Here is a 15396-nt window from a genome sequence, read left to right as displayed (position 1 = left end):
GAGACCGACAGTTCGTGGTGTTGTTATGAACCCTAACGATCACCCACACGGTGGTGGTGAAGGTAAGTCACCAATCGGTCGTCCTGCACCGGTTACTCCTTGGGGTAAACCAGCACTTGGTCTTAAGACAAGAAAGACTAAGAACAGAACTGACAAGTTCATCGTTAAGAGAAGAAACGCTAAATAATAGATATTTAATTTTGATATAGATTGAAAGGAGGAAGATTTAATGGGCAGATCACTTAAGAAAGGACCTTTCGTTGAAGAGCGTCTTATGAAGAGAATTGACGCTATGAACGCAGCTAATGAAAAGAAGGTCGTAAAGACATGGTCAAGAGCTTCCACAATTTTCCCAGAAATGGTTGGACACACAATCGCAGTGCATGATGGCAGAAAGCATGTTCCTGTATTCATCAGTGAGGACATGGTAGGCCACAGACTTGGCGAATTCGCTCCTACAAGAACATACAAAGGTCATGCCGGAGCTAAAACTTCTAAGTAATATCTATGATATTGCTTAGAAGCAAAGAAATAAGATTTACAGAGGGATGTTAAATCCCGTTACTAATATTGCAAAAGGAGGAATCCACATGGAAGCACGTGCAGTGTTAAGATATGCTCGTATTTCACCTAGAAAGGTTAAGATAGTGCTTGATCTAATAAGAAACAAGCCTGCTAACGTTGCAATGGGTATTCTAAACAACACACCTAAAGCAGCAAGCGAGTATTTGACAAAGCTTCTTGCGTCAGCGATTGCAAACGCAGAGAACAATCATGATATGGATAAGAATAAGTTATACGTTGCAGAATGTTACGCAACACAAGGTCCTACTTTAAAGAGAATTCAGCCTCATGCTCAAGGCAGAGCGTTCAAGATTTTAAAGAGAACCAGCCATATCACTTTAGTATTAAAGGAAATGGAAGACTAATCGAAAAGGAGGTTCACTCATGGGACAAAAAGTTAATCCACACGGACTTAGAGTCGGAGTTATAAAAGATTGGGATTCTAAGTGGATTGCAGGTAAAAAAGATTTCGGAGACCAGTTGGTTGAAGATTATAATATAAGAAAGTTCGTTAAGAAGGCTTGCTATGATGCAGGTGTTGCTAAGATCGGTATTGAAAGAAAGCAGAATAAAGTGTTTATCACAATTCATGCTGCTAAGCCTGGTATCATCATCGGTAGAGGCGGTGCTGAAATCGATAAGCTAAAGGCTCAAATCGAAAAGCTTACTTCAAAGACTGTTAACGTAAACATCATGGAGGTTAAGACTCCTGATACAAATGCACAGCTTGTTGCTGAAAACATTGCTGCACAACTTGAAAGAAGAATTTCATTCAGACGTGCAATGAAGCAAGTTATGGGCAGAGCAATGCGTCTTGGCGTTAAGGGTATCAAGACTGCAGTTGCAGGTCGTGTAGGCGGTGCTGAAATCGCAAGAACAGAACAATATCACGAGGGTACAATTCCTCTACAGACATTGAGAGCTGATATTGACTATGGCTTCGCTGAAGCTCATACAACATACGGTATTCTTGGCGTTAAGGTTTGGATTTACAAAGGTGAAATCCTAAACGTTGCTGACGGCAGAAGAAAGGAAGCTGCTCAACAAGCGGCTGACAATAACAGACGCGATAACAGAAGACGCGGCGATAGAAGACCGAAGGGAGGCAGATAATCATGTTGTTACCAAAGAGAGTTAAATACAGAAGAGTTATGCGTGGCAGAATGAAGGGTAAGGCAACACGTGGTAACGTTGTATCACACGGCGAGTTCGGCCTTCAGGCTCTTGAGCCGGCATGGATTACTTCAAGACAGATTGAAGCAGCCCGTATAGCTATGACAAGATATACAAAGCGTGGCGGTCAGGTTTGGATTAAGATATTCCCTGATAAGCCGGTAACAAGAAAACCTGCTGAAACTCGAATGGGTTCAGGTAAGGGTGCTCCAGAGTATTGGGTAGCAGTAGTTAAGCCTGGCAGAGTGCTTTTTGAAATGGCAGGCGTAAGTGAAGAAGTAGCAAGAGAAGCTATGCGTCTTGCTATGCACAAACTACCAATTAAGTGTAAGTTTGTAAAACGTCAAGCAGAGGATGGTGAATAAGAATGAAAGTAAATGAGCTAAGAGATTTATCAACAGCTGAATTGGAAGAAAAACTTGCAGAAAGCAAGCAAGAGCTTTTCAACTTGAGATTTCAGAATGCTATTAACCAATTAGAAAATCCAAAGAGAATTGGTGATGTAAAGAAGACTATCGCTCGTATTTTAACCATCATTCATGAAAGAGAACTACAAGGCAGTGCGATGTAATGCCGGTACTTGTTTGACAGGTACAAATTGAGCAGATAGAAGATTATTAGAAACGTGCGGAAGGAGGCACTTATCTGTGGAAGAAAGAAACAGCCGTAAGGTTAAGATCGGTAAAGTAATCAGCAATAAGATGGATAAGACAATCGTTGTTGCTATTGAAGAAAATAAAAAGCATCCGCTTTATGGTAAGATCGTTAAGAGAACTTACAAACTAAAGGCACATGATGAAGAAAACGTATGCTCTATCGGCGATAAGGTAAAGGTTATGGAAACAAGACCTCTATCAAAGGACAAGAGATGGAGACTCGTTGAAATAGTAGAAAAAGTTAAGTAATATAGCGTTCCCGGAAAGAGTGGAACAACTTGCTTTGCAAGTTGTAGTAAGCAAATCGCTTGCGATTTGTGAAGCGTAAGGAGGAAGTTTTAATGATTCAACAACAAACACTTTTAAAAGTGGCTGATAACACTGGCGCAAAGGAAGTTATGTGTATCCGAGTTATGGGCGGCAGTAAGAAAAGATATGCAGCAGTTGGCGACGAAATCATTTGCAGTGTCAAGAAGGCAACACCGGGCGGCGTTGTAAAAAAAGGTGACGTTGTAAAAGCTGTTGTAGTCAGAACGGTTAAAGAGTCAAAGCGTGCTGACGGTTCATACATCAGATTTGATGAGAACGCAGCAGTTATCGTAAAAGATGACAAAAACCCAAGAGGTACTCGTATTTTTGGCCCTGTTGCAAGAGAGCTTAGAGATAAAGAGTACATGAAGATACTATCATTGGCTCCGGAAGTTCTTTAATTAAGGAGGATAATTGATACAATGAAAAAGATGCATGTAAAAAGAGGCGACACTGTAAAGGTTATCGCCGGCAAAGATAAAGGTAAAGAGGGCAAGATTATCACAGCTATTCCGGCTGACGGTAAGGTAATCGTTGAAGGCGTTGCTGTTGCTAAGAGACATCAAAAGGCAAGAGTTCAAGGTCAGGAAAGCGGTATTATCCATAAGGAAATGCCAATCGACGCATCAAACGTAATGAGAGTTTGCTCAAAGTGCGGTAAAGCTGCAAGAACAGGTGTTAAGGTTCTTGATGACGGTTCAAAGATGAGATACTGCAAGAAGTGTAATGCAGAACTTAACGATTAATTTTCGAGAGGAGGAAGATTCTAACAATGAGTAGAATGCAAGATAAATATAATAAAGAAGTTGCTCCGGCTCTTATGGAGAAGTTCAGCTATAAAAGTACAATGCAAATCCCTAAGCTCGACAAGATCGTTATAAATATCGGTATGGGTGAAGCTAAAGACAACCCTAAGGCAATCGAGGCTGCTTGCGGAGATTTGGCTGCTATAACAGGTCAAAAGCCTATTATAACAAAGGCTAAGAAGTCAGTTGCGAACTTCAAGTTAAGAGAAGGAATGAATATCGGCTGTAAAGTAACACTTAGAGCTGACAAGATGTATGAATTCTTAGACAGATTTTTCAATGTTGCTCTTCCACGTGTAAGAGACTTTAGAGGTATCAACCCTAACGGTTTCGACGGTAGAGGTAACTATTCTGTTGGTATTAAGGAACAGCTTATATTCCCTGAAATTGACTATGATAAGATTGACAAAATCAGAGGTATGGACATCAACATTGTCACAACTGCACAGACAGACGAAGAAGCTCGTGAACTTCTAAAGTTAATGGGCGCTCCGTTCCGTTCATAGTTAAAAAGGAGGATTTAACATGGCAAGGAAAGCAATGGTTTTAAAACAACAGAAACAACCTAAGTATTCAACACAAGCTTATACAAGATGTAAGATTTGCGGCAGACCGCATGCTTACCTTAGAAAGTTTGGTATTTGCCGTATATGCTTTAGAGAATTGGCTTACAAAGGTCAAATCCCTGGCGTAAGAAAAGCAAGCTGGTAAAATCGAGCGTTTCTTATAAGAAACGAATTGATTTTTAGATATATGATAAAATTCGGACTTACAAAAATCCGAAAGAGGTAAAGTGACTTGCACAGCAAGTTATAGCTGAAGCAGGTATTTGATGCGAGACATCAAATACCGTAGCATAAGGCAAACCGCTTGCGGTTTGTGAGAGCGTAAGGAGGTAAAATAAATGCAAATAACTGATCCAATCGCAGATTTGCTTACAAGAATCAGAAATGCAAGCTCATCAAAGCATGAAACAGTCGATGTTCCTGCTTCAAACATGAAGAAGGCGATTGTTGAAATCCTTAATGATGAGGGTTATATAAAAGATTTTCAAGTAATCGAAGACGGTAAACAAGGCGTTATCAGAATTACTTTGAAATACGGACCTAACAAGGAAAGAGTTATAAGCGGTCTTAAGAGAGTTTCTAAGCCTGGTCTTAGATTCTACGCAAGCGTTGACGAACTTCCAAGAGTTCTTAAGGGTCTTGGTATCGCAATCGTTTCAACATCAAAGGGTATTATGACAGATAAGGAAGCAAGAAAGCAGCACGTTGGCGGCGAAGTACTTGCTTACATCTGGTAATTAATATTAATAAAAAAATAACTGAAAACCTGTGGAAACACACGGCTGTGTGTAAAACAGAGCAAATTTAAGTTAAGGAGGAAAAATCCCTATGTCAAGAATAGGTAAGTTACCTATCACTGTTCCTGCCGGAGTTGAGGTAAAGATCAGTGATACAAACGAAATCACAGTAAAAGGTAAGAACGGCACACTTTCAAGACAACTTCATCCTGATATGATCGTTAAGCTTAACGATGGAGTTATCACAGTAGAGCGTCCTTCAGAAGATAAGATGCACAAGTCATTGCACGGTCTTACAAGAACACTTGTAAACAATATGGTTATCGGTGTTACAGAAGGCTTTACAAAAGAGCTTGAAATCAACGGTGTTGGTTACAGAGCTGCAATGCAAGGCAAGACTCTTAACTTGAGTCTTGGTTACTCACATCCTGTTTTGTATGAAGCAAAGGAAGGCGTAACAATCGAAGTTCCTGCTCCAAACAAAATCATCGTTAAAGGTGCCAACAAAGAAGACGTTGGTGCAACAGCAGCGAAGATTAGAGAGTACAGACAGCCTGAACCATACAAGGGTAAGGGTATTAAGTACGTTGATGAACACATCAGACGTAAAGAAGGTAAAACAGGAGCTAAGAAGAAATAATTGAAAGGAGTGTTCTTAAATGATTAAGAAGATAGATACAAAAGCGGCTAGAGTTAGACGCCACGCAAGAGTTAGAAAGAACATCTCCGGCACAGCGGAGAGACCTCGTCTAAACGTATTCAGAAGTGCAAAACATATATATGCTCAGGTTATTGATGATGTAAAGGGTGTTACACTTGTTTCAGCATCAAGCATGGACAAAGAATTTGAAGGCTACGGCGGAAACGTTGAAGGTGCAAAGGCAATCGGTCAGAAAGTGGCTGAAAAGGCTCTTGCAGCAGGCATTAAAGCAGTAGTATTCGACAGAGGCGGATATGTATATCACGGCAGAGTTGCTGCTCTTGCAGAAGGCGCAAGAGAAGGCGGCTTGGAATTCTAATAGAAGGAGGAAGAGATAAGTGGCTGAAAGAATAGACGTAGAAGCTTTAGAGCTTGAGGAAAATGTCGTAGCAATCAACCGTGTTGCTAAGACTGTTAAAGGCGGTAGAACAATGAGATTCAGCGCTTTGGTCGTTGTTGGTGACAGAAATGGTCACGTTGGCTTCGGTCAAGGTAAGTCTGCTGAAATACCTGACGCAATCAGAAAAGGTATTGAAAGCGCAAAGAAGAATTTGATTTCTGTTCCTCTTGTAGGTTCAACAATTACTCATGAAGTTGTTGGTATTTCAGGTGCAGGTAAGGTTCTTCTTAAGCCGGCTGCACAAGGTACTGGTGTGCTTGCAGGTGGTGCTGCTCGTGCGGTTCTTGAACTTGCAGGTGTTAAAGACATCAGAGCAAAGAGCTTGAGATCAAATAACAAGAGAAACGTAGTTAGTGCTACTATACAGGGATTGTCAGAGTTAAAGCAGCCTGAAGAAGTTGCTAAGCTAAGAGGCAAGACTGTAGACCAAATCAGAGGTTAATAAGGAGGCACACAGTAATATGGCTAAGCTAAAAATTACATTAGTTAAGAGTACAATCGGCAGAAAGAAAGACCAAATCGCTACTGTTGAAGCTCTTGGACTAAAGAAAATAAGAAGTGTTGTTGAACACAATGACACACCTCAAATCAGAGGAATGATTAACAAGGTATCTCACCTTGTAACAGTTGAAGAAAACTAATTAGTAAGGAGGTGTAGCAAATGAACTTAAACGAATTGCAACCTGCTGAAGGTTCAAAGTTCGCTCCTAAGAGAGTGGGCAGAGGTATCGGAAGCGGTACAGGTAAAACTTCGGGAAAAGGTCATAAAGGACAAAACGCAAGAAGTGGCGGTGGCGTTAGACCGGGCTTTGAAGGTGGTCAAATGCCATTATACAGAAGACTTCCTAAGCGTGGATTTAAGAATATATTTGCAAAGCAGTATGTTGCTGTTAACGTTGAGGAGCTTAATAAGCTTGAGGACGGAGCAGAAGTTACAGCAGAAACACTAAAGGCAAACGGTATAATCAGCAAAACACTTGACGGTGTTAAAATACTTGGCAGAGGTGAGCTTAACAAAAAGCTTACTGTAAAGGTGGCTAAGATGAGCGCTTCTGCAAAGGAAAAAATAGAAAAGGCAGGCGGAAAGGCTGAGGTGATGTAATCGTGTTACAGACACTAAAGAATGCTTGGAAAATTCCGGACCTACGTCGCAGAATTCTATTTACATTAATGATGCTTATAGTTTTCAGATTCGGTGCACATATTCCTGTACCGTATCTGACAGCTGATGCTATGCAAGCGTTCCTTGGAAACGGCGGAACTGACTTGTTCAGCTTGTTCGATGTATTCACAGGTGGTGCGTTCTCAAACGCAACAGTTATGGCAATGGGTGTTTCACCATACATCAACGCATCTATTATCGTTCAACTTCTTACTGTCGCAATACCTTCTCTTGAGCGTCTGGCTAAAGAAGGTCTTGAGGGCAGAAAGAAAATTAACAAGATTACAAGATACCTTGGTATTGCGTTGGCATTCATACAAGGTGCCGGACTTTATGTAACACTTTACAATATGAGCGTTACAAACGGTCTTGACGCAATCAAAAATCCAAGCGTTTTAACATTTTTCGTAATAGTTCTTACATTCACAGCCGGTACAGCATTTATTATCTGGTTGGGTGAACTTATTACAGAAAAGGGACTTGGAAACGGCGTATCGCTAATTATCTTTGCAGGTATCGTATCAAGAATACCATCAGCTGCATACGGAATTTATAATCAATTCTTGGGAGCAGGCGTAAATGCAAAGGGTCTTATATTCGTAGCTGCCATCATTGTTGTGGCAATAGCTGCTATCACGTTCGTTGTATTCTTCTCAGAGGCTGAAAGAAGAATTCCGGTTCAGTACGCTAAGCGTGTTGTTGGAAGAAAAATGTACGGCGGACAAAGCACAAACATTCCGATTAAAGTTGCAGCAGGCGGCGTTATGCCGATCATCTTTGCATCTTCAATCATGGCATTCCCTGCAACAATCGTAAGATTGGTTTCAGGCGGTAATATGCCGACAGCCGGTCTTGGATATTATATCCTTGGTTGTTTATCAGCCGGCTATGCGTCAGCATGGTGGACCAGTCTTGTATACGCAATTCTTTATGCGTTGCTTATACTATTCTTCACATATTTCTATTCTTCAATTCAGTTCAATCCGATTGAACTTGCAAATAATATGAAGAAGAGTGGAGGATACATTCCGGGTATCAGACCTGGTAAGCCGACAAGCGATTATATAGGAAAGATTTCTTCAAGATTAAATCTTGTAGGTGCATTCTTCCTTGCAATTATCGCAATCCTACCTGTAATTGTCGGTGCGATATTCAATGTAACGGCACTTCAAATCGGCGGTACATCACTTCTAATTATGGAAGGTGTTGCTCTTGAAACTGTCAGACAAATTGAATCACAAATGACAATGCGTCATTATAAAGGTTTCCTTGAATAATTTCAGGAAAGGCGGTATTTAGTATGAATTTGGTATTAATGGGCCCTCCGGGGGCAGGAAAAGGCACTCAAGGCGAAATTTTATCTAAGAGATTGGATATAAACACAATTTCAACAGGTGTTATGCTGAGAACCGCCATCAAGGAACAGTCAGAAATCGGAAAGATGGCTGAAAAGTATATCAATGATGGAAAACTTGTTCCGGATGACGTAATTGTTTCTATAGTAAAAGAAAGATTGCAAAAGCCTGATTGTGCAAAGGGATTTATCCTTGACGGATTCCCTCGCACAACAGCTCAGGCTGAGGCATTGACAGAATCGGGCGTAAAAATTGATAAAGTGCTTTCTCTTGAAGTTGCCGATGAGGCAATAATCGAGCGTTTGTCATCAAGACGTGAATGCTCAAAGTGCGGAGCACCGTACAATATCATATCAAACAAGCCTGAAACTGAAGGAATATGTGATAAATGTAAAGGCGAACTTATTCAGCGCGCCGATGATGTTCCTGAAACAATCAAGAACAGACTTAATGTTTATCACGAACAGACAGAGCCGATAAAAGCGTATTATGAAAAGCTTGGACTTCTTGTCACTGCAAAGGGCGAGGATAAGCTTGAAGATACAACAAGCAATGTTGCTAAGGCTTTGGGACTTGAGGTGTGAGTTATGATAACTATTAAATCAGCAAAACAAGTCGAAAAAATGCGTGCGTCAGCAAAGGTTACAAAAGGTGCACTTGAGCTTCTTGAGAAGCACATCAAACCGGGTGTAACAACGGCGCAGCTTGATAAAATCGCATATGATTTTATTATATCACAAGGTGCAAAACCTAATTTCCTTAATTATAACGGTTTCCCGGGAACAATTTGTGCGTCAATCAATGACGAGGTTGTTCACGGAATTCCAAGTAAGAGAGCCATTTTGAAAGAGGGCGACATAATCAGCATTGATATGGGCGCTATACTTGACGGATGGCACAGTGATGCCGCAAGAACATTCGGAGTCGGAAAGATTTCGGACGAGGCACAAAATCTTATAGACGTTACACGTCAAAGTTTCTTTGAGGGAATTAAATATGTAAAGCACGGTGCCAAATTAGGCGATGTTTCGTCAGCAATTCAGCAGTATGTTGAATCGCATGGTTACAGCGTAGTGCGTGACCTTGTCGGTCATGGAATTGGTCGTAATCTTCATGAAGATCCGAGCGTACCGAATTTTGGCAAAGCCGGTCATGGCGTAAAGCTTGCCGCAGGTATGACAATTGCTATTGAACCTATGGCTAATGCAGGTGATTATCATGTTGCGGTACTTGATGATGATTGGACAGTTGTAACTGATGACGGAAGTTTGTCAGCCCACTATGAAAACACCGTATTGATTACAAAAGACGGGTGTGAAATATTAACACTTTAGGAGTATTATATGGAAATTATAGAGGGTTCAATCGTGCGTTCCATTGCGGGACGTGACAAGGGTGATTTGTTCATCGTCCTTTCAAGAGAAGGCGATTTTGTTTATCTTGCAAACGGTGAATTGCGAAAAGTGGATCACCCGAAAAAGAAAAAGCTCAAGCACCTTCAGGGTACAAACTCTGTTTCGGATTTTGTAAGTAACAAACTTGCAACTGTGGGTAAGGTTACAAATTCAGAGGTGCGAAAAGCATTAGCGGAGTTTAATTAAACCTGAAAGCGTATCTAAAGGAGGTTTATAACATATGTCTAAGCAAGATGTTATAGAAGTTGAAGGTAAAGTTGTTGAAAACTTGCCTAACGCACAGTTTAGAGTTGAGCTTGAAAATGGGCACCAGGTTACAGCACATATTTCAGGCAAACTGAGAATGAATTTCATAAAAATTCTACCGGGAGATAAGGTAACTCTTGAAATGAGTCCTTATGATCTTGATAAGGGCAGAATTACATGGAGAAGTAAATAATTTACTTCGGTCAGATAAGTGACGACAAGGAGGTAATAGATATGAAAGTACGTCCGTCAGTAAAACCAATTTGCGAAAAGTGCAAAATCATAAAGAGAAAAGGCAAAGTAATGGTTATTTGTGAGAACCCAAAGCATAAGCAAAAGCAGGGTTAATCAGTCCATATTTGGCACATTCCGAACCTTTTTCAAACTTTGTGTACACTGAGTACACGGCAGTTTGAAAGAAGCTTTGGACTGCACTCAAATCTGAACTGATTAAAATAGCCGAGAGGTTATATCACAGGATACTAATTTATATATTATTTTGCAAAACGCAGTGAAAAGCACTGCATTAAAATTTGTTTATGACTTGTTCAGGCGAACAGCCTGAATGAGTTTTAATACAACACTATAAAAATTTTTTGATGATATCTTTTAATGGAGGTGTAGAAAAGTATGGCAAGAATAGCAGGTGTTGACTTACCTAGAGAAAAGAGAGTAGAGATTGGTCTTACCTATATATACGGCATTGGACTAAAGAGTTCTCAAAAGATTCTATCTCAAACAGGTATAAACCCAGACACAAGAGTAAAGGATCTTACAGAAGCAGATGTAAGTAAGCTAAGAGAAGTTATCGACGCTGAATACACAGTTGAAGGTGACCTTAGAAGACAGTTGGCTCTTGACATCAAGAGACTTATGGAAATCGGATGTTACAGAGGTATCCGTCACAGAAGAGGTCTTCCTGTAAGAGGACAAAACACAAAGAACAATGCAAGAACCCGTAAGGGTCCTGCAAGAGCGATTGCAGGTAAGAAGAAATAAAGGAGGGACTAAGCTAAATGGCTAAGGTAGCAAAGAAGACTACACGTACAAGACGTCGTGATAGAAAGAATATTGAAAAAGGCGCGGCTCATATCCGTTCAACTTTCAACAATACAATAGTTACAATTACAGATACAGCTGGTAATGCTATATCTTGGGCAAGTGCCGGCGGTTTAGGCTTCCGCGGCTCAAGAAAGAGCACACCTTTCGCTGCTCAAACAGCTGCAGAAACAGCAGCTAAGGCAGCTATGGAACATGGAATGAAGACAGTAGAAGTTTACGTTAAGGGCCCTGGTGCAGGTAGAGAAGCTGCAATCAGAGCACTTCAAGCAACAGGTCTTGATGTTACAATGATTAAGGACGTAACTCCTATTCCTCATAACGGTTGTAGACCACCAAAGAGAAGAAGAGTCTGATTTGTATATTATTGTAAAGGAGGAAAAATTAACATGGCAATAAACAGACAACCAGTGTTAAAGAGATGCAAGACTTTGGGCATTAACCCTGCAACAATGGGTATTGATAAGTCATCAAACAGAAACCCAAAGCAAGGCAGAAAAAAGCAGTCTGAATATGGCTTGCAGCTTAATGAAAAGCAAAAGGTTAAGTTTATATACGGTGTACTTGAGAAGCAATTCAGAAAGTACTATGTAATGGCTACAAAGAAACAGGGCATCACAGGTGAAATGCTACTTCAAATCCTTGAGTCAAGACTTGACAATGTTGTTTTCAGATTAGGTTTGGCTAATACAAGACGTGAAGCAAGACAAATTGTTAATCACGGTCATATCACAGTAAACGGTCAAAAGGTTGATATTCCGTCATACCTTGTTAAGCCGGGTGATGTAATAGCAGTTAGAGAAAAGAGTAAGAACTCTGTTAGAATTAAGGAAATCGTTGAAACAAACGCAAACAGGGTTGTTCCAAAGTGGCTTTCAATGGATAAGAATACACTTACAGGTAAGGTTATCACATTGGCTGCAAGAGATGACATCGACTACGAAGTTGAGGAACACCTTATCGTCGAACTTTATTCTAAATAATTATATGTTACCCTCGGTACGTGGATATATATATATGTTTTTTCGAGAGATTTCGGAGCTTAGATTGCTCCGAAGTCATCTCTAATTATGAAGGAGGGTTCTGAAATGATAGAAATGGAAAAGCCTAATATAGAATGCGTTGAAATGAGTGACGACGGCAGATACGGCAAATTCGTTGTATCTCCTCTTGAGCGCGGTTACGGCACAACTCTTGGTAACTCACTACGCAGAATTTTACTTTCATCATTGCCTGGTGCGGCTGCTACTTCAATTAAAATTGAAGGTGTACAGCACGAATTTTCAACTGTACCCGGTGTTACAGAAGATGTTACAGAGCTTATACTTAACATTAAAAAGCTTGCTTTGAAGATTCACGGTGATCTTCCAAAGACTGTTTACATCGAGGCAAAGGGCGCACAGGAAATTACAGCAGGTGACATAAAGCGTGACGATGATGTTGAGATTTTTAATCCGGATCTTCATATCGCAACACTTAATGATGATGCAAATCTTTATATTGAGATTACTCTATCAAAGGGCAGAGGCTATGTAAGTGCTGATAAGAACAAGCAAGCAATGCAGCCGGTAATCGGAGTAATCCCTGTGGATTCTATCTATACTCCTGTAACAAAGGTTAATTATACAGTAGAAAACACTCGTGTAGGTCAATATACAGATAGAGAACAGTTGGCAGTTGAGCTATGGACAAACGGAACAATTAAGCCTGATGAGGCTGTGTCTTTGGCTGCTAAGATAATGAACGACCTACTTTCATTGTTCGTAGACCTTTCAGATGACGCTAAGAATACTGAAATCATCGTTGAAAAGGAAGAGAACAAGAAGGAAAAGGTTCTTGAAATGACTATCGAGGAACTTGATTTATCAGTTCGTTCATATAACTGCTTAAAGCGTGCTGGTATTAACACGGTTGAAGACCTTACAAACAAATCTGAAGAAGATATGATGAAGGTTAGAAACCTTGGTAGAAAGTCGCTTGAAGAAGTCATAAACAAATTGAATGGTTTAGGTCTTTACCTTAAAAAAGAAGAAGATTAATAGGAGGTAACAGTAATGCCGGGAACAAGAAAGTTAAATCGCCCAACAGACCAAAGAAAAGCTATGTTGCGTAACCTTGTAACAAGCTTCTTGGAAAATGGCAGAATTGAAACTACTTTAACAAGAGCGAAAGAAACTCAGAGCATGGCAGAGAAAATGATTACTCTTGGTAAGACAAATACACTACATTCTCGTCGTCAGGCATTGGAGTTTATCACAAAAGAAGACGTTGTAACAAAGGTTTTCTCTGAAATAGCTCCTAAGTACGCTGACAGAAACGGCGGTTACACAAGAATTTACCAAACAGGTCCTCGTCGCGGTGACAGTGCACCTATGGCAATTCTTGAGCTTGTAGACTAATTAATTGTATATTAAGACGGTTCGTATGAACCGTCTTTTTTGTGTTTACAAAAATAGAAAAGTGTGATATAATAATTTTGCGATAGAAATGAATATTTAATACCAAATCAGTTTACGTTAGTAAAAAACGTAAGCTTTCTTTGATATATACTGATTTGGTGTAATTTCTGTCGCAAGAATACAAGCAAAGCTGCGTTTTTAGTGCGTGGTTTTGCCACGCACTTTTTTTATGGAGGTTTGTATTATGGAAGAGATTTTTGGATTTAATGACCAATTTTTTGACGAGCGTATTGAAGTGGCAATGTTACATCTTGAGGGCAACGACAGTAAATATAACAAGGTATTTAACAAACTCAGTGCAACTCTTTCGGATATGTTTCACCATTATTATGACGGCGGAAAAGGTATACCTGAAGGATATGAGGAGCGTATACAGTATTTTTTTGAAAACATACAGGGTATTGATAATGTAAGATTACGTACCGTATATTTTGCCGCTGTGGTTGATTGTATGAATATGTTAGTAAAGTTAGGTTACATAAAGATATAAAAAAACGACTGTTTCAAAACAGTCGTTTTTGTTTGTCTTAAATTACATTAACTTTTGCAATCTTTCGTTTACTGCAAGTAAGAATTCTTCCGTATCAACCTTTTGCTTATTTTCAAGAGTTGAAAGAGCGGCAAGGTCGCCTGTCATAACGCCTTCTTCGATTGTTTGGATTGTAGCTTTTTCAAGATTATCAGCAAACTTGATTAGGTCGTCAAGGCCGTCCATTTCGCCTCTCTTACGAAGTGCGCCTGTCCAAGCAAACAATGTTGCAACAGAGTTTGTTGAAGTTTTTTCGCCCTTTAAATGCTTGTAGTAATGTCTTTGAACAGTACCGTGAGCAGCTTCATACTCATAAACACCGTCAGGTGATACAAGTACTGATGTCATCATAGCAAGTGAGCCGTAAGCTGTCGCAACCATATCCGACATAACGTCACCGTCATAGTTCTTACAAGCCCAAATATATCCGCCGTTTGAACGGATAACTCTTGCAACCGCGTCATCAATCAATGTATAGAAGTATTCGATACCGGCTGCCTCAAACTTTTCTTTATATTCGTTATCATAGATTTCTTGGAATATATCCTTGAAACGATGGTCATATTTCTTTGAAATTGTGTCCTTTGTTGCAAACCAAATATCTTTCTTCATATCAAGAGCATAGTTGAAACATGCTTTTGCAAAGCTGGCAATAGATTCATCTCTGTTATGAACACCTTGAATAATACCGTCCTCGTTGCTGAAATCGTAAATCAACTCACGAGTTTCTTTTCCGTCCTTGTCTGTGCAAACAAGCTCAGCTTTACTGCCGGCTTTAACCTGCATTTCGACGTTCTTATAAATATCGCCGTATGCGTGACGTGCGATTGTTATAGGTTTTGTCCAAGTCGGAATGTAAGGAGTGATACCCTTAACAAGAATAGGTGTTCTGAAAACTGTACCGTCAAGCATGGCACGGATAGTACCGTTAGGAGATTTCCACATTTCCTTTAGGTCATATTCTGTCATTCTTGCAGCGTTAGGTGTGATTGTCGCACACTTAACCGCAACACCGTATTTCTTTGTTGCATTCGCGCTGTCAACTGTAACTTGGTCGTTAGTTTCGTTTCTGTGTTCAAGCCCCAAATCATAGTATTCAGTTTTTAAGTCTATGTAAGGTGTAAGAAGAATATCCTTAATCATCTTCCATATGATTCTTGTCATTTCGTCGCCGTCCATTTCGACAAGCGGTGTTTTCATCTGAATTTTTGCCATTTTCTTATACTCCTTTTTATTATAGATAAAAAGGGACTGTAAAAA

At 40.0% G+C, this 15396-nt stretch carries 29 protein-coding genes and 1 pseudogene; 29 read left to right on the top strand and 1 reads right to left on the bottom strand.

The window, feature by feature from the left end; genetic code table 11:
• The 29 genes and pseudogenes from rplB to ACLTU0_RS01595 form a co-directional block, all read left to right on the top strand.
• A pseudogene (gene rplB / locus ACLTU0_RS01735) lies at positions 1 to 187 on the top strand (50S ribosomal protein L2); the annotation flags it as partial.
• A 42-nt stretch (positions 188 to 229) separates the two neighbouring features.
• Positions 230 to 502: a 30S ribosomal protein S19 gene (gene rpsS, locus ACLTU0_RS01730; RefSeq protein ID WP_022231073.1), complete on the top strand. Its 273-nt coding sequence runs from the start codon at positions 230 to 232 to the stop codon at positions 500 to 502.
• An 88-nt stretch (positions 503 to 590) separates the two neighbouring features.
• Positions 591 to 929: a 50S ribosomal protein L22 gene (gene rplV, locus ACLTU0_RS01725; RefSeq protein WP_022231074.1), complete on the top strand. Its 339-nt coding sequence runs from the start codon at positions 591 to 593 to the stop codon at positions 927 to 929.
• Positions 930 to 948: 19 nt separating this feature from the next.
• Positions 949 to 1677: a 30S ribosomal protein S3 gene (rpsC, locus tag ACLTU0_RS01720; RefSeq protein WP_117968371.1), complete on the top strand. Its 729-nt coding sequence runs from the start codon at positions 949 to 951 to the stop codon at positions 1675 to 1677.
• Positions 1678 to 1679: 2 nt separating this feature from the next.
• Positions 1680 to 2102 carry a 50S ribosomal protein L16 gene (rplP, locus tag ACLTU0_RS01715; RefSeq protein WP_022231076.1) on the top strand — a complete coding sequence of 141 codons (423 nt, stop codon included), beginning with the start codon at positions 1680 to 1682 and terminating at the stop codon, positions 2100 to 2102.
• A gap of 2 nt (positions 2103 to 2104) precedes the next feature.
• Positions 2105 to 2308, top strand: a complete 204-nt coding sequence (gene rpmC, locus ACLTU0_RS01710) for a 50S ribosomal protein L29 (protein WP_022231077.1) — start codon at positions 2105 to 2107, stop codon at positions 2306 to 2308.
• Positions 2309 to 2384: 76 nt separating this feature from the next.
• Positions 2385 to 2642 (top strand): 30S ribosomal protein S17, encoded by a 258-nt coding sequence (gene rpsQ, locus ACLTU0_RS01705; RefSeq protein ID WP_022231078.1) that lies wholly within the window; start codon positions 2385 to 2387, stop codon positions 2640 to 2642.
• A gap of 92 nt (positions 2643 to 2734) precedes the next feature.
• The gene (gene rplN, locus ACLTU0_RS01700) at positions 2735 to 3103 is read left to right on the top strand and encodes a 50S ribosomal protein L14 (protein WP_022231079.1); all 369 of its coding nucleotides are present in this window, start codon (positions 2735 to 2737) and stop codon (positions 3101 to 3103) included.
• Positions 3104 to 3124: 21 nt separating this feature from the next.
• A complete protein-coding gene (gene rplX / locus ACLTU0_RS01695) occupies positions 3125 to 3448 on the top strand; it encodes a 50S ribosomal protein L24 (protein ID WP_022231080.1) in 324 nt (107 codons plus the stop codon).
• Positions 3449 to 3474: 26 nt separating this feature from the next.
• Positions 3475 to 4014, top strand: a complete 540-nt coding sequence (rplE, locus tag ACLTU0_RS01690) for a 50S ribosomal protein L5 (protein WP_022231081.1) — start codon at positions 3475 to 3477, stop codon at positions 4012 to 4014.
• 19 nt (positions 4015 to 4033) lie between these two features.
• Positions 4034 to 4219 (top strand): type Z 30S ribosomal protein S14, encoded by a 186-nt coding sequence (locus tag ACLTU0_RS01685; protein WP_022231082.1) that lies wholly within the window; start codon positions 4034 to 4036, stop codon positions 4217 to 4219.
• Positions 4220 to 4412: 193 nt separating this feature from the next.
• Positions 4413 to 4811, top strand: coding sequence for a 30S ribosomal protein S8 (rpsH, locus tag ACLTU0_RS01680; RefSeq protein WP_022231083.1), 399 nt, complete (start codon positions 4413 to 4415; stop codon positions 4809 to 4811).
• Positions 4812 to 4902: 91 nt separating this feature from the next.
• Complete coding sequence (gene rplF, locus ACLTU0_RS01675) at positions 4903 to 5451, top strand: 50S ribosomal protein L6 (RefSeq protein WP_022231084.1); 549 nt, start codon at positions 4903 to 4905, stop codon at positions 5449 to 5451.
• Positions 5452 to 5470: 19 nt separating this feature from the next.
• Complete coding sequence (gene rplR / locus ACLTU0_RS01670) at positions 5471 to 5830, top strand: 50S ribosomal protein L18 (RefSeq protein ID WP_022231085.1); 360 nt, start codon at positions 5471 to 5473, stop codon at positions 5828 to 5830.
• Between the two features lie 19 nt (positions 5831 to 5849).
• On the top strand, positions 5850 to 6353 hold the full coding sequence (rpsE, locus tag ACLTU0_RS01665; RefSeq protein WP_022231086.1) for a 30S ribosomal protein S5: 504 nt from the start codon (positions 5850 to 5852) through the stop codon (positions 6351 to 6353).
• Between the two features lie 19 nt (positions 6354 to 6372).
• Positions 6373 to 6552 carry a 50S ribosomal protein L30 gene (gene rpmD, locus ACLTU0_RS01660; protein ID WP_022231087.1) on the top strand — a complete coding sequence of 60 codons (180 nt, stop codon included), beginning with the start codon at positions 6373 to 6375 and terminating at the stop codon, positions 6550 to 6552.
• A 20-nt stretch (positions 6553 to 6572) separates the two neighbouring features.
• The gene (rplO, locus tag ACLTU0_RS01655; RefSeq protein WP_022231088.1) at positions 6573 to 7013 is read left to right on the top strand and encodes a 50S ribosomal protein L15; all 441 of its coding nucleotides are present in this window, start codon (positions 6573 to 6575) and stop codon (positions 7011 to 7013) included.
• A 2-nt stretch (positions 7014 to 7015) separates the two neighbouring features.
• The gene (gene secY / locus ACLTU0_RS01650; protein ID WP_117968369.1) at positions 7016 to 8350 is read left to right on the top strand and encodes a preprotein translocase subunit SecY; all 1335 of its coding nucleotides are present in this window, start codon (positions 7016 to 7018) and stop codon (positions 8348 to 8350) included.
• 23 nt (positions 8351 to 8373) lie between these two features.
• The gene (locus ACLTU0_RS01645) at positions 8374 to 9012 is read left to right on the top strand and encodes an adenylate kinase (RefSeq protein WP_337599246.1); all 639 of its coding nucleotides are present in this window, start codon (positions 8374 to 8376) and stop codon (positions 9010 to 9012) included.
• A 3-nt stretch (positions 9013 to 9015) separates the two neighbouring features.
• A complete protein-coding gene (gene map, locus ACLTU0_RS01640) occupies positions 9016 to 9762 on the top strand; it encodes a type I methionyl aminopeptidase (RefSeq protein WP_412321136.1) in 747 nt (248 codons plus the stop codon).
• Between the two features lie 9 nt (positions 9763 to 9771).
• Positions 9772 to 10029 carry a KOW domain-containing RNA-binding protein gene (locus ACLTU0_RS01635; protein ID WP_022231092.1) on the top strand — a complete coding sequence of 86 codons (258 nt, stop codon included), beginning with the start codon at positions 9772 to 9774 and terminating at the stop codon, positions 10027 to 10029.
• 34 nt (positions 10030 to 10063) lie between these two features.
• Positions 10064 to 10282, top strand: coding sequence for a translation initiation factor IF-1 (gene infA, locus ACLTU0_RS01630; protein ID WP_022231093.1), 219 nt, complete (start codon positions 10064 to 10066; stop codon positions 10280 to 10282).
• 41 nt (positions 10283 to 10323) lie between these two features.
• On the top strand, positions 10324 to 10437 hold the full coding sequence (gene rpmJ, locus ACLTU0_RS01625) for a 50S ribosomal protein L36 (protein ID WP_008516283.1): 114 nt from the start codon (positions 10324 to 10326) through the stop codon (positions 10435 to 10437).
• A 282-nt stretch (positions 10438 to 10719) separates the two neighbouring features.
• Entirely contained in the window at positions 10720 to 11088 is a 369-nt protein-coding gene (gene rpsM / locus ACLTU0_RS01620) for a 30S ribosomal protein S13 (protein WP_022231094.1), read from the top strand.
• Positions 11089 to 11105: 17 nt separating this feature from the next.
• The gene (rpsK, locus tag ACLTU0_RS01615; RefSeq protein WP_117968366.1) at positions 11106 to 11504 is read left to right on the top strand and encodes a 30S ribosomal protein S11; all 399 of its coding nucleotides are present in this window, start codon (positions 11106 to 11108) and stop codon (positions 11502 to 11504) included.
• Positions 11505 to 11537: 33 nt separating this feature from the next.
• A complete protein-coding gene (gene rpsD / locus ACLTU0_RS01610; protein ID WP_022231096.1) occupies positions 11538 to 12131 on the top strand; it encodes a 30S ribosomal protein S4 in 594 nt (197 codons plus the stop codon).
• 105 nt (positions 12132 to 12236) lie between these two features.
• Positions 12237 to 13187, top strand: a complete 951-nt coding sequence (locus tag ACLTU0_RS01605; RefSeq protein WP_117968364.1) for a DNA-directed RNA polymerase subunit alpha — start codon at positions 12237 to 12239, stop codon at positions 13185 to 13187.
• 15 nt (positions 13188 to 13202) lie between these two features.
• Entirely contained in the window at positions 13203 to 13547 is a 345-nt protein-coding gene (gene rplQ / locus ACLTU0_RS01600) for a 50S ribosomal protein L17 (protein ID WP_022231098.1), read from the top strand.
• A 244-nt stretch (positions 13548 to 13791) separates the two neighbouring features.
• Complete coding sequence (locus tag ACLTU0_RS01595) at positions 13792 to 14097, top strand: hypothetical protein (protein ID WP_308455949.1); 306 nt, start codon at positions 13792 to 13794, stop codon at positions 14095 to 14097.
• Positions 14098 to 14139: 42 nt separating this feature from the next.
• On the opposite strand, the gene ACLTU0_RS01590 is transcribed toward ACLTU0_RS01595, so the two are convergent.
• Positions 14140 to 15351, bottom strand: coding sequence for an NADP-dependent isocitrate dehydrogenase (locus ACLTU0_RS01590; protein ID WP_337868805.1), 1212 nt, complete (start codon positions 15349 to 15351; stop codon positions 14140 to 14142).
• Positions 15352 to 15396: the final 45 nt, after the last annotated feature.

Origin of the sequence: Hominilimicola sp. (assembly GCF_046972485.1) — a bacterium.
In the GTDB taxonomy this organism is placed as follows: Bacteria; Bacillota; Clostridia; order UBA1381; family UBA1381; genus Hominilimicola; species Hominilimicola fabiformis.
Note: the sequence above shows the minus strand (reverse complement) of the source record. Positions and strands in the feature narration are given on the sequence as shown.